The organism is Chryseobacterium sp. UF-81, assembly GCF_058245105.1.
In genome coordinates, this window is the sequence record NZ_JBSIBX010000001.1 from 144,664 (window position 1) to 157,999 (window position 13,336).

Sequence of the window (13,336 nt, forward strand, 5' to 3'; positions counted from 1 at the left end):
ATTTATAAATAATACCGAAGTATTAATGTTTTAGTTTGCATAAACTGAATTTGAGCCTATACCCGTTGTAAACGATCTGATGATAGCACCTGAAGTATTGTAAACTACAATTTTACTGGCCTGTGTAAATCCATTGGAATCAGAAGTAAAAATTTTGTCATTGATCACGCTGAAGCCGTATAAAGCAGAATACGCATCAACACTGTTTGCTACAGTAAACAACGGTGATGCAGGTGCTGTTGTAGCGGCCATATCCATCTTGTACACGTTTTTTCCTGAAGTGAAATAAAACTTACCATTAGCAATTTCAAGATTCGTAGCATTGGCAATACCTGTTAAAGTCGTTGTTTTTGTGATGCTTCCTGTGCTTGAGATTTCGTAGATATAAGAATCAGCAGTTCCTGCAGCGATGGCATACACATTCTGGTTGCTTGAAATGATCTTGTTGATATTTCCGGCTGGCAAAGTGATCGTAGACTGAACATTGTTGGTAGAAGTGTTGATGTAAGAAATTTTGTTTCCAAAACCAAATGAAGCATTCTGTACAAAGATATTGTTTCCGGCTTCTACAATTCTTTCAGCAGCATCTGTGAAAGTGATTTTTTTGATAAAAGAACGGTCTGAAGCTTTATAGATGCTTACATACTTATCACCTAAATATTTATCGTTCGTTACATAAATATTGTTGTTGGCAAAAGCCATATATCGCGGGGAATTAAGTTCAGCGGTAATCTCGCCATTCGCTTTAAAATTATAACGGTTTGCGATCTGGATTTTATTGGAATTGTTCAATAGCAGATAAGCATTTTCACCATTGAAAGCAATCATCTGTAAAACATCACCTAATTTCGCTCCTCCGTTGTTAAGGGCAAAAACGTTATCTTGTTTAAGGTTCAGGTCTGCACTTACAAACGTTACGTCACCCTCAGGTTTTCCGAAAGTACCTTCATTAGCGATTAAAAAACCGTTGCCATAGAATATTTCCTGCTCATCATTATTATCACTGCTACAGGACACGATGCCCAAAAGGAGTGTAAAAGCAAAAAGAAGAGGTAGAAGTTTGTTCAGTTTCATAATATTTTTAAGTTTAAAAATTAATAGTTGCATAAATACTGTAATTCCTTTTCGGCATCGGATACAGGGATACCGTCTGATAAATTGTATTGGTAACATTGTTCACTTTAAATCCCAAAGTGTATTTCTTGAAGAGTGCGGCAGAAACTCCGGCATTTAAAACAAAATAAGGATCAATAGCTGTAGACCTTTGTTCATCCGTAGTCGTATAAGTAAGACCGTTGAAAAGTCCCTGGACATACAAATTAAGGAAAGAATAGCCGTACTCAATATTTCCGACAGCTTTATGGATCGGAACATACATCATCTGCATTTCAGTATTTTTGTTGACAGATTTTGAATAAGTGTATCCTGCGTCCAGCTTCAGGGCATGTTTTCCGAATTTCTTATTCCACTTAACCTGTGATTCCAAACCATACGATTCAACTTTATACGTATTCACGGGTGCCCAGTAACCATAAGAGGTAGGAAGCCAGTTGATGAGGTTTTTGATGTCCATGTAATAAGGACTTAATGTAATTTTAAAATCTCCTAAGCTGAACTCATGGCTCATGTCAATATTCGTGGACGTTTCAGGAAGCAGATCCAGATTTCCTCCCGGCTGCCAGTAAAGATCATTAAAAGAAGGATACCTGAAATTTCTTGAAAAGCTTACGCCTATACGATACCATTGTAAAGCATCCCATTTTCCCGAAAAAGAATACAGAAGAGGTGAAGAAATATCCTCCACGAAATCCTTCTTGATGCCGGCTTCAAAACGAAGCTCCTTGGTGACAAAATATCTTATTAAGCCGGATAGGGAACCCACATTTCTGCTGATAACCCCAATTCCGGATTGACTGTTTTTGTCCGATTGATAGCCTTCACCCTTATTCACCTGAAATTCTCCAATAGCATTAATGTTGATCTTAGGAGTGATGAAATAGTTGAAATCATTTTTGAAAATATAATTTTTTCCCTCTGCACCACTTGTTTTAGGTTGGTTAAGACCTGAAAAATACTGGAAATTATCTTCCGTATAAGCAGCTTTTAAGCTGTTCGAAAGATTACCTTTATTAATATCCCATGCGATTAAACTTCTTAAAGTCTGCGCGTTATATTTTGTTCTGTTTCCAATTTGTTCAAAAACAGGATACCGCTGTGAGGCATCGAAGATCTGGTTCTGCCATGAAATCGTCTGGTGATCAGCAATTTTATAAGAAGCTCCGATGTTCACCGAAGTATTATAGTATTTTCCGTTAATATTGTGGAACCCTGTACTTCCTACGACAAACTCAGGAACTTTATAATCATTTTGGCTTGTGAAATAGCTTCCCGAAACCTTAACGCTTAATTTATCATTGCTGAAAGATGCCTGCAGAAAATTATTGTACGTATCAAAAGAGCCCGCCTCCGAATAAACAGAGCCCTTGAAACCCCTGTTGAAATCCAGAATATTATTTAAATGAATGCTTCCTCCGATAGCTCCGCTGCCATAGACAACACTTCCTCCGCCAGCTTTTATATCAATCTGATCATACCCGAAAAGAGGAATATTATTCACATCTCCCTGTCCCAGAAAGCTGGAATTGATGTTGATTCCGTTCCATACAAAAGCAGTCTGCTGAGCTGTTGTTCCTCTGAATGAAGGCGAAGAAACGGCCCCGCGTCCATTTTCTTTAACATAAATAGAAGACTGGAAACGTAAAAGCTCAGAAAGATTGGTTGAATTTTTTTCGAGATCTTTTGGAGTGATCCTCTGTACCGGATGAAAAAGTTTTGCCTTGCTCATCTGGCTGTCGAAAATATAAATGGTGTCAACTGCTTTCTCCTGTCCGAAGAGAAAGCTGCCGTAAGACGAACAAAGCAGTAATAAAGACCTTTTTATATTCATACTATTTTACTTTTCCTCCGAAAGTAATGCGTTTTTAGTTATAATTTTGGCAGGTCTCCTGACTTTCGCTTTCTGCACCTTCCCGTATAAACAGTGGTTTTTTGCAGAAATCTTATTGCGATTTACAGTTGCGGGGACAGTTTGGGAGTCACACCCAATTCCCTATTATTTCCAAAATGCTGGAAACCAAAATTTTTGCAAAGATAACTTTTTAAATTTATTGCGCAAAAAGGCAAAAAGTCAATTGTGAATGGTCAATTGTGAATAGGGAATTTTGCTTCGCAGAGAAATTTTTTAAAATGTATAAATGATCAGTATTGAACATGACAGTACAAAATTGAAAATAATTATTAAATTATCAATTCACATGCGAAGCAAATTCACCATTGACAAAACTCCAGGATCTGATTCTTAAATGCAAACCAAAATTCCCTATTCACAAAATTTCACTTCTACAAAAACGATGAATCAAAATAGAACGGCAGCAGATCTTTAATAGAATGCACCTTTACCACTTCATCATTCATGCTTGAAAAATAAAGGAGGATGTCTTCGTTCTGTTTCGTTTCATATTCTATCAGACTTTGACGGCAGGCTCCACAAGGTGGAATCGGAGGGTTTTTCTCATGAAATTCCTTAGGACCTCCCACGACAAAGATTTTTTTCACCTTGACATCCGGAAAATTGGCTGCCACCCAGAAAAGAGTTGTTCTTTCCGCACATAACCCTGATGGATAGGCTGCATTTTCCTGGTTATTACCGGAATATATTTCACCATTTTCCAGTAAAACGGCACATCCTACAAGGAAATTCGAATAGGGCGCATAAGCATTTTCACGGGCCTGTATTGCTCTTTCAAATAAGGTTTTTTCTATATTGTTCAGTTCACTGCTGTTTTTAAAATGCTCGTAACTGATCTGTATGTCTTTTTTCATATATTAGTAAGACTAAAAAGGGGGCCAAATTTACTTCTTTTTCATCACTTCGACAATGTTTTTTTTATTCATGATTAAATTGAAAATCAAAAGGTAAAATGTTATACACACCAATAAAATTTAGAAATATAGAACTGAAAAACAGATGGGTAATGTCTCCTATGTGTATGTATTCATGCGAAAATGGATTGGCCAATGACTTCCACTTTGTACACTACGGAAGCAGATCCCAGGGCGGGACAGGGCTTATCATGGTTGAAGCCACGGGAGTAGAGCCACGCGGAAGAATTACCAATCACTGTATGGGAATCTGGAATGATCAGCAGGCAGAAGAGCTTAAGAAAATTGTTGATTTTGTCCATTCCCGTTCAGAAAGTAAAATAGGAATTCAGCTTGCCCATGCCGGAAGAAAAGGCTCCACCTGGAATAACCTGCAGATTCCTGTTGAAGAAGGTTGGGAAACCGTTGCGCCAAGTGCCATTCCCTATCATCCCTCTGAAAGGATCCCGCATGTCCTGACTGCTGACGAGATCAAAGAACAGGTACATTATTTTAAAGCAGCAGCAAAAAGAGCTGTAAAAGCCGGTTTTGATCTCATAGAAATTCACGGCGCCCACGGATATCTTATCCATCAGTTTTTATCACCGCTATCCAACATCAGGACAGATGATTATGGAGGAAGTTTTGAAAACAGAATCCGTTTTCTTTTAGAAATTGTTGATGCTGTCAACGAAGAGCTGGACGAAAATACAGCGCTTTTTGTAAGAATTTCCGGAACCGAATATGCTGAAAACGGATGGAATATTAATGAAAGCGTAAGGCTTGCTGAAGTGTTAAAAGAACATTCCGTAGACCTGGTAGATGTTTCAAGCGGTGGAAATATCCACGGCGCGAAAATACCTGTATTTGATGGTTACCAGGTTCCTTTCTCCGCCCAGATCAGAAAAGAAGCCGGAGTAAAAACCGGAGCAGTCGGTTTGATTACAACGGTGGAGCAGGCTGAAGAAATCCTGGAAAAAGGAGATGCAGACCTCATATTCGTGGCAAGAGAAATCTTAAGGAATCCATATATTGCCGTTCAGGGATCATTTGAAATGAAAGAAGACTGTTTCTTCCCGCACCAATATACAAGAGCAAGAATTTCATCATAACATTCGCAATGAAGATCGAAGACTTTATGCTGACCTGCCCCAGTAAGAAATTTCTGGGAATAGAATGTTTGGGGTGTGGTGCCCAGAGAGCAGTTGTATTGGTATTTGAAGGTAGGTTTTCAGAAGCTTTTCATCTCTACCCGGCTGTTTATACACTGCTCCTGTTCCTTTTTACCCTGGGTCTGAGTTTTGTAGATAAGAAAAGAAAATACGGTAACATCCTGATGATCATGATTGCTGTAAATTTGGTCATCATAATCTTCTCTTATTATTATAAATATTTTTACATGCATGCTCACTGATGGAAAACAAAGCGAAGAAGTGTATTTTTTTAATGTTTAATCGATGTATATAGAAAAAAAGTCGTAGAATTACTACAAAATGTAAATCTGTTCACTAAAAACTTTTTAAATTAGACCATGAAGTCTATCTTTGTTAGACAAACTTTATGAATTGTATAATCATTAATGATTAAAATAGAAGAATATGGCAGGAAATTCAAGAGGAATCTTAAAATTCAATGGAGGTGAAGGACAAAAGCTGTTAAAGCTTAATTATAGCGTATCAAGATCTACAGATGTTTCAGGACGTGTAGCATCAGATCCGTCGAACGCTTTGATTAAAGTAACAATTGAAGCAACTGAAAAGTCTGATATTCTGGAAAGCTTACTGAACGGTAAATATAAGCCTACAAGCGGTGAAGTTACATTCAATAAATCACATGAAGAAGGAACTTTAATTACCCTGAAGTGGGAAAACGGATATGTAATCCAGCACGAAATGGATTTTGATGCCATCGACAGCAACAATATGCTGATAAGCTTTGTGGTAAGTGCAGAAAGCATTACTTATGGAAATTCATTATACGACGGATTCTGGCCATTAAGCTAGGTCCGGAGTAGTACAAAATACAAAGAGACTGTCCCTCAAGACGGTCTTTTTTTACCTGTTGTGAAAGCTGTTTTCTGATAAGGGATCTTTGTTTTTTTTCAAAAATTCCCGATTGGATGAATAATATACACATTTAACACAAATCACTTTATAAAATATGTCTACTACACCTGAAAAATCAAAGGGAACGAGTTTTCGCCCGGCACAAAATGCAGACGGGGTATCCGAAAATCATCATACCGGTATCAACCGTCTGGTTAAGCTTTCCTTAGTCATAGAAGGAAAAATCATCAAATTTTATAAGCATTTCAAACTTAAACAGAGTGCCCAGCGCCATCATGAATTTACCCTTACCCTGGCTCATGATGCTTTGGGAGACCGCCAGACCCATTCGCTGGAAGAAGCCAATAAATTCCTGGGAAAACGCCTCACGGCAATCATTGCCTATAAAGGCATAGACAACAGTCCTGAGAGAACCTTTGTAGGAATCATTACCGGGGTAGCATTCAGTCAGGAAAAAATGAGCCTGGGAAATATTGTACTTACAGGATCCAGCCCAACCATTCTTTTGGATGGAGCTTCCCATATTCAGAGCTTTGGAGGAGGTCAGCCGGTTAATATAGGGATTATCGCTGAAGAAGTGATTAAACAGGGAATTGATAAAAGCCGTTTTGATGTCAGGATAGATGCCAATAATTTTTCCCAGATCATCTACAGCAGCCAGTACGACGAAACTCATTACAACTATCTGGCAAGGATGGCAGAAGCATATGGTGAACAGTTTTTTTATGACGGTGAAGTCCTGCACTTCGGGAAGCTGCCGCCTCAGAACAAACCCATTATCCTGACCTACGGAAGCAGTGCCAACGATATTAAGGTTGAGCTGAAAGCAATCCATACCAAGCCTCAGTTTTACGGGTACAACAGCAATAAAAATGAAAAGCTTACTTCAGGTTCCACACCTATTCAGCACGTAAGTGATATTGCAAAGACGGCTTACAATCACAACAACAGTATTTATAAAACCCCTGCGCTTCAGATAGCCCCTATTAAGGCAACCACTCATCTGGATGTAGAATATTCCCAGAAAAGCGCTTCAGGAAGTGCAGCAGTGAACGTTTTTTCCATTTCAGGAAATACAACCGTTCCATTCCTACATCCGGGGTGCATAGCCGATGTCCAGATGCGGAAACAGGATTCCAACGAAACTTCCTATTTCACAAGAATTATGATCACGGAAGTTGAGCATGAGATCGATACAATAGGACATTATAAAGGTAGCTTTACAGGGATAGCAGCAGATACAGGATTTCTTCCAAGACCGGAATATAAGATTCCTAAAGCCGAACCACAGACTGCTGTCGTAATATCCAATACAGATCCGGAAGGACAGGGAAGAATACAGGTGCAGTTTGACTGGCAGACGAGCGATACAACCCATTTTATCAGGATGATGAGTCCTGACGCCGGAGGAACAGATCAGATTACACAAAACAGAGGATATGTTGCCATTCCGGAAGTGGGGGACCAGGTGATGGTGAATTTTGTTCATAGTCATCCGGACAGACCTTTCGTCATGGGAGGCATGTTTCACGGAGGAATAGCCTTGGGTGGCGGAGTGAACAACCATCTGAAATCTATCCAGACCAGGAGTGGAATCAGAATTCTGATGAATGATGAAGAAGGAAGTGTAAAAATCATGGATCCGAGCGGAAACATCTATTATATGGATGGTGCCGGAAACATCAGCATGAAAGCTCCTAAAAACTTTACCCTGAACGCCGGAGATAATATCAACATCACAGCCGGAAAAGAAATTTCGATCAGTGCAGGAGAAGGAATCAACAGTTCTGCGAATAACAGTATTATTTCTACGGCCGGAAAAGATATTGTACAGACCGCTTCCGGTGATATCCGTGAAACTTCGGACACCAGAACAGAAATGGTGGAAAAAGAATTCAAAAGGCAGTCTGAAACATCCAATGAGATTGCCGGAGAAATATCCATGTTCAGCGAGCTTGAAAACATGACGATGCAGAGTGGTAAGATCGTAGAGTTCAACAGTGCCGAAAAATCAAAACTTTTCTGATATGGCGATCATTAAAACTGCTAAGAATATACAGATAAAAGTCACGGACTCTTATCACCTGAATGTTGGCAAAAAGGTTGAAAAAATTGCTCAGAAAATTAATGTGGAAGCACAGAAAAACAACCTTGTTTTGGCAAGCAATAAGAAAATAATGTCCCATGGAAACAAGTAAATTAAGAATTCTGATTCTTTTTATTGTAAGTAGTTTCTCATTAATCAATTGTCAAAATAAAAAAATGGAACAAAAATACAGCTGGCTGGGAACCCTTTCGGCACCGCAGGAATATCCGATGGAAATTTACAAAGGAGCCCTCATCGCAGATGATTTTACCTACGGCTTCGATGCCATCTGGGGCACACAGAATACAGGCTGGGGAAATGAAGGCGGTACAATGAGTGTAGAAACCAGCCAGATGGATATTCCCCACAAGCTGGAATTTACCTGGTACTCTCTGGTGGAAAATAAATTCTATACCGGAAAATGGGACCTGGATAAAGAAAAAATAAAAGATCTTTTTGATAAAGGTTTTACAGATCAGGATAATGGCAAAAAGACCACATACAGTAATTTTATTGTTGGCCTTGCCCCGAAAGGGCGGGTGGTTTTATGGATCAACGGTCCGGGAAACCAGAAAGAAGTTGGTGCTTTTCAGGCTCATGATACCATTATTACCAAAGAAAATGCATACGAAAACGCACAGTATATGCTGAAGGAAGGTTTTGCAGACAGAATGCTGAAAGATCCGTCTTATGAAACATTTAAACCCGAGATCAGAGCTAAAATAGAGAAAGAAGGCTATCCTGCTCCGGATATTTATGAAGTGTACAGAGAAAAATATAGCTGGAAACCCTCAGTGATTTTGCCGGAAGGCAGTGAGTGGATCGATTTCGGATTCACCAGTTACAATGGAGAACAGGAAAATCTTTTCGGGGAAAGCCTGACAGCTGATACCTATAAAAAACGGGCTTTTCCAAAATTCTGTGGTTTTTACTGGAGAGATAAGAATAAAAAAAGATACGGCGTATGGATAGACTCTTTTGATGAAAAAGAAATTTTTGAAGTATTCGCGAAACTTGGAAAAGAACAAAATATTGACCTGATCATTAAAGTCAATCCAGATAATACAGGAGCTGATCTGTTATTAAAAAGCGAAAAAGAAGAATTGCCTGTTACAAAAGCAAAAATGAGGCTTTCGCGTACAATAGAATAATATCCTTCATAAAATTATAATCAGTCTGTCCATAAAAATAAAATAAGAACGATGCACAATAATAAATTTGGAGATTATACACCGGAAATATCCAAAGAGGAAGTGTTAGACATTACTCTTGGAGTGTTTTTTGACGGAACTTTGAATAATAAAACCAATACCACAGAAAGAAGAAACAAAACGGCCGACTACAAGAAAAATGGAGGTGACCCCACCGATAACAACAGTTATAATAACGACTGGAGCAACGTAGCCCGTTTGTGGGACAATTACGATAAAAATTTTGGTATTTATATAGAAGGTATCGGTACCGAAGATAAAGAAGAAGATTCTATGCTTGGCTATGCCTTTGGAACCGGGCCCACCGGGATCCGTGGAAAAGTGAGAAAAGGCTGTGAAGAGATCGTGAAAAAAGTAAAAAATATCAAAAATGCAAAAAAAGCAGATAAAATTGCCGTCCTTACTTTTGATGTTTTCGGCTTCAGCAGGGGTGCTGCTGCTGCCCGTAATTTCGTCCACGAAATAGGTAAATCAAAATATAAAGCTACTACCACTACCGTTTCACATCAAGGTGTCACAGTAACTGCCCGTTACGACAGCGACGGTACCGGAGGAATACAAAGTGAAGAGCTTCCGAAATGGGGGCATCTTGGACTTAAACTGCAGGAAGCCGGAATTACGGTAGATGTGCTGAAGGTTAGGTTTCTGGGTATTTATGATACCGTTTCTTCCTATTCAAAAAACTTTTCTGCCATGCCGAACTTTCACAATGACGTAGAAGAGCTCAGCTTGAATGATATCGGCAGAGCACAGAGTGTGATTCATTTTGTGGCAGAAAACGAGCACAGGGAAAATTTCGACCTTACGAATGTGCATGTAGGAATAGAGAAAATATTTCCCGGCGTTCATTGTGATGTAGGAGGAGCTTACGAAGACGGTCCCGAAGTCTGGGAAGAACTTGAAACGTCATGGACAACCAGTGCAAAATTAGAAGAATTTAAAAGAGAGCTTATCGCAGAATCCTGGTACACAAAAGAAGAGCTTACCATTACTCCGGGTTTTTATCTGTCATTGAGAGGAGAACGTAAACTTATAAAAAAAGCGTACAGCTATATTCCTCTACATTTTATGGCGGAATATGGTGTTCAGAAAACAGTTCCCCTGACCTTAAAGAAAATTACCGACGAAAAGTACTCCATTTCATCAGACGCCCTGCTGATGAGAATAAAAAACCGCTTGAGACCTTACGCGATGGGAGATGGAAAACAGTACATCTTTAAGCGGTATAAAGATCTTGAAAGAGCATACGGCGGAATACCAATACCGGAACATAAATATGCAGACTATCAGAAGGAGATAAAAGAACAGGATGACTTGAGAACATTAAGAAACAAATATCTGCACAGGTCGGCAAGAAGAGAAGGTATAGGAATGGACCCGACATCAGACAGGGTAAGAGTGCTCCATTAATGGCTCATGAATAAGCAAAATAAGAAAAGAGAATACGGAAGCAGGAATCATTTATGCAGAAATTTAATATACATACCGTTCAGAAAGGAGAGAGCTTAAGAAGCATAAGCCAGTTGTACAATTTAGATGCTGATGCTTTAAAGTTATTTCATAATAACAACTGTAACGTAAAAGACATGATTCTGATAGAGCTCACAGGGCAGAAAGAAATTTTTCTTCCCAGAACGGCTGTAACGGATAAAAACAGCCTGGTAAGGTTCGGCCGGGCAAACAGCCTGATCTTTCAGCCGGAAAACTCATTCAGAAGATACGGGGTTACCGTGAATATTGAAAATGGTGATCATAAAAATGAGCTGAAATACGAAACATCAGTACGTTGGCTGAAAAAGGAAAATAACCTTCATTTTTTTGAAATAGACAGAACTTCCAATCTGTATCTGAACGAAGAAGAAGTCAACGAAATAGCAGACTTGCTGGCATATAAGACCTCTAAGGTTTTATACCCGCTACAGATCAGCGTAGATGAACAGGGGAAATTCAATGCCGTAGAAAATCTTTCGGTGTTTAAAGAAAGATGGCCGGCTGTAAAAGAAGAGCTTTACAAAGAATTTGAAGGAGAAACAGTAGACAATTACTGCAAAAAGATAGAAAAAGTAATACATGAACCGGATGCGGTAAGTCTTTATTTAAAAGACGATTATTTCATCAGAACCCTGTTCTTTGGAGTGCATCAGAGTTTCGGTCAAAATTATGAGGTAGAAATGGAGGATAGATTCCCTGTTGTAAATAACCCTATAGAACCGAAATATAAAATAAAATTAAAAACAGATCCGCTGAAAGGTGAGACTGGCTTGGTTAACATAGAAGGTGAAGGAAAATTGAATGATGAAAGATCAGTGTATGATTTTATGAATAAAGCACCCTTCTCAATGATCATTGAAGATAACCCGGTGATGAATGATGAAGGAAAATTCAGAATAGTAGCATATCTGAACGGAGAAAATTTACTTTTAAAATCAATGTATTTAGAATGCAGTATAAAACTTGAGAAAAAAAAGAAAATATCAGTAGGAGTTGCTGATTTAACAGATTAATTGAAAACATAATAAAATGAAAACCAAATTAAATCGTAAAATATCCATATTCGTCTTTATATTGAGCTTTAGTCTGTATTTTGGACAAAAAGTAGAGTTTAATGTTCCAAAAGATATTGAGACCTTACAAAACTCCATCTTTTATTTCCAGAATGATTTCACCAGAGATGAAGCCAAAGCTGCTGCTGTATCAGACAGCGATTTTTCAACCACTGTTGATCTTTATAATCTGAAATATGATGCAGATACCAAAAATCCTTACCTGGATCTGGCATTGAAAAGCGGTTCTAAACCCAAACAGTTTATTCAGCAGGCAATCTGGAACGTCAATATGAAAAAAGTCTCTTCCAAAAGTACGAAAATCACTGTTTTTCTTGAGAAAATAGTTCCGGACAGCGGGTCTAAAAAAGAAGTTGATACCAAACTGACAAAATCCACCGGTAAGCTTGAAAAAGAGATCAAAGAATTTCTTTTAAACTATAAGCCTTCAGAGCATTCGAACAATAACGATGTATCAGATGCCGATAGTACGGCTACCACCTATACAACTGCCGTGACAACAGCAGATATGGTTGCAGAAAACCCGAAGCAGAAGAAAACTTCAAAAAAGCTGCAGACTCTGTTCGGGAAGAAACAGTTTATAGCGCTACCGGCTACATCCGGTACCTTCACAAAACTTTTACAGGTAAGTCCAAGTGAATTGGAATGCAAAGACTGCAAAGGTGGAAAATATTCCAACTGGGATTTCGATGATTTCAATATGATCTACGCAAATATGAGCACCGGTCTGGAATATTATGCTATTCAGTATTACGGGCAGGATATGGTATCAGGATTACCACATGGTCTGGTATTCAATGATAGCTCACCATCAGAATGTAAACAGAAATTTGCAAGGTATAATGCAAAGCTTTATCAGACCGTAGGAGATACGAATGAAAATTCGGAAAAAGCTCTAACCGTTGTTACTTTCAAGATGAATTCATCCTTTGTCCGTCTGGAATTCGGGAATGAGTATTTAACCAGAGTAGTAATTTCAAATAAAGAATTTTAGCCATGGCAGAAAAACATATTGTAGTACAGGGTGCTATCTGCAAATGCCAGTTCGGACAGCTTCCGGACAAACTCAAAGTGCTATCACACCAGAAAGAATACGCTAATGATAAAAATGCCTCCAAAAAACTTATTGTAACCACAAAAGAAATAGGTGCGGCTACATTTGAAAAAAATACCTTCGGAAACTGTACAAAAATGGGAGTTCCGCCGCCGCCATGCAAAATTATGGTAACCGAATGGCAGAATTTTTACGATAAAGTACAGCTCAATAACAATGGATATATTATTTTGGAAGATAGCAAGGCAGTATGTGCCATTGCCGGAACCCCGTGTATTGAGATCATAGATCATGGCCAGCGAACAGAAGGCAGTCCGCAGAATTTTAAAAATGCTGATCCGGATGTACAGCAGCAGATCAACCCATTGGTCAGTTCCGAAGAAATGTATAAAGAACAGCCTGAATACGGCGGGCAGGATGGTGTAATCTAAATG

Annotated in this window: 13 protein-coding genes and 1 riboswitch; of the genes, 10 read left to right on the forward strand and 3 right to left on the reverse strand. The window is 38.8% G+C overall.

What is annotated here, in order from left to right:
- Positions 1 to 30: 30 nt before the first annotated feature.
- The 3 genes from AC4IFE_RS00745 to AC4IFE_RS00755 all read right to left on the reverse strand — a co-directional run bounded on the left by AC4IFE_RS00745 (position 31) and on the right by AC4IFE_RS00755 (position 3,882).
- Positions 31 to 1,074 (reverse strand): DUF5074 domain-containing protein, encoded by a 1,044-nt coding sequence (locus tag AC4IFE_RS00745; protein ID WP_490754099.1) that lies wholly within the window; start codon positions 1,072 to 1,074, stop codon positions 31 to 33.
- Between the two features lie 13 nt (positions 1,075 to 1,087).
- On the reverse strand, positions 1,088 to 2,947 hold the full coding sequence (locus tag AC4IFE_RS00750; RefSeq protein WP_490754100.1) for a TonB-dependent receptor plug domain-containing protein: 1,860 nt from the start codon (positions 2,945 to 2,947) through the stop codon (positions 1,088 to 1,090).
- 31 nt (positions 2,948 to 2,978) lie between these two features.
- Positions 2,979 to 3,153, reverse strand: a riboswitch (cobalamin riboswitch).
- Positions 3,154 to 3,399: 246 nt separating this feature from the next.
- Positions 3,400 to 3,882: a cytidine deaminase gene (locus AC4IFE_RS00755; RefSeq protein ID WP_490754101.1), complete on the reverse strand. Its 483-nt coding sequence runs from the start codon at positions 3,880 to 3,882 to the stop codon at positions 3,400 to 3,402.
- A gap of 98 nt (positions 3,883 to 3,980) precedes the next feature.
- On the opposite strand from AC4IFE_RS00755, the gene namA reads away from it, so the two are divergent.
- From namA to AC4IFE_RS00805, 10 genes are all read left to right on the forward strand, one after another.
- Positions 3,981 to 5,033: an NADPH dehydrogenase NamA gene (namA, locus tag AC4IFE_RS00760; protein ID WP_490754103.1), complete on the forward strand. Its 1,053-nt coding sequence runs from the start codon at positions 3,981 to 3,983 to the stop codon at positions 5,031 to 5,033.
- Positions 5,034 to 5,041: 8 nt separating this feature from the next.
- A complete protein-coding gene (locus AC4IFE_RS00765) occupies positions 5,042 to 5,335 on the forward strand; it encodes a DUF2752 domain-containing protein (RefSeq protein WP_490754105.1) in 294 nt (97 codons plus the stop codon).
- Between the two features lie 184 nt (positions 5,336 to 5,519).
- Positions 5,520 to 5,924 carry a type VI secretion system tube protein TssD gene (tssD, locus tag AC4IFE_RS00770; protein WP_490754107.1) on the forward strand — a complete coding sequence of 135 codons (405 nt, stop codon included), beginning with the start codon at positions 5,520 to 5,522 and terminating at the stop codon, positions 5,922 to 5,924.
- A gap of 157 nt (positions 5,925 to 6,081) precedes the next feature.
- Positions 6,082 to 8,013, forward strand: a complete 1,932-nt coding sequence (locus AC4IFE_RS00775; protein WP_490754108.1) for a type VI secretion system Vgr family protein — start codon at positions 6,082 to 6,084, stop codon at positions 8,011 to 8,013.
- A 1-nt stretch (position 8,014) separates the two neighbouring features.
- The gene (locus AC4IFE_RS00780; protein WP_157963379.1) at positions 8,015 to 8,185 is read left to right on the forward strand and encodes a hypothetical protein; all 171 of its coding nucleotides are present in this window, start codon (positions 8,015 to 8,017) and stop codon (positions 8,183 to 8,185) included.
- 64 nt (positions 8,186 to 8,249) lie between these two features.
- Positions 8,250 to 9,224 carry a DUF2931 family protein gene (locus tag AC4IFE_RS00785; RefSeq protein ID WP_490754110.1) on the forward strand — a complete coding sequence of 325 codons (975 nt, stop codon included), beginning with the start codon at positions 8,250 to 8,252 and terminating at the stop codon, positions 9,222 to 9,224.
- Between the two features lie 51 nt (positions 9,225 to 9,275).
- On the forward strand, positions 9,276 to 10,694 hold the full coding sequence (locus tag AC4IFE_RS00790; RefSeq protein WP_490754111.1) for a T6SS phospholipase effector Tle1-like catalytic domain-containing protein: 1,419 nt from the start codon (positions 9,276 to 9,278) through the stop codon (positions 10,692 to 10,694).
- 53 nt (positions 10,695 to 10,747) lie between these two features.
- The gene (locus tag AC4IFE_RS00795) at positions 10,748 to 11,788 is read left to right on the forward strand and encodes a hypothetical protein (protein ID WP_490754113.1); all 1,041 of its coding nucleotides are present in this window, start codon (positions 10,748 to 10,750) and stop codon (positions 11,786 to 11,788) included.
- Between the two features lie 16 nt (positions 11,789 to 11,804).
- Positions 11,805 to 12,842 carry a hypothetical protein gene (locus AC4IFE_RS00800; RefSeq protein ID WP_490754114.1) on the forward strand — a complete coding sequence of 346 codons (1,038 nt, stop codon included), beginning with the start codon at positions 11,805 to 11,807 and terminating at the stop codon, positions 12,840 to 12,842.
- A gap of 2 nt (positions 12,843 to 12,844) precedes the next feature.
- The gene (locus tag AC4IFE_RS00805; protein ID WP_490754116.1) at positions 12,845 to 13,333 is read left to right on the forward strand and encodes a DUF4280 domain-containing protein; all 489 of its coding nucleotides are present in this window, start codon (positions 12,845 to 12,847) and stop codon (positions 13,331 to 13,333) included.
- Positions 13,334 to 13,336 lie beyond the last annotated feature (3 nt).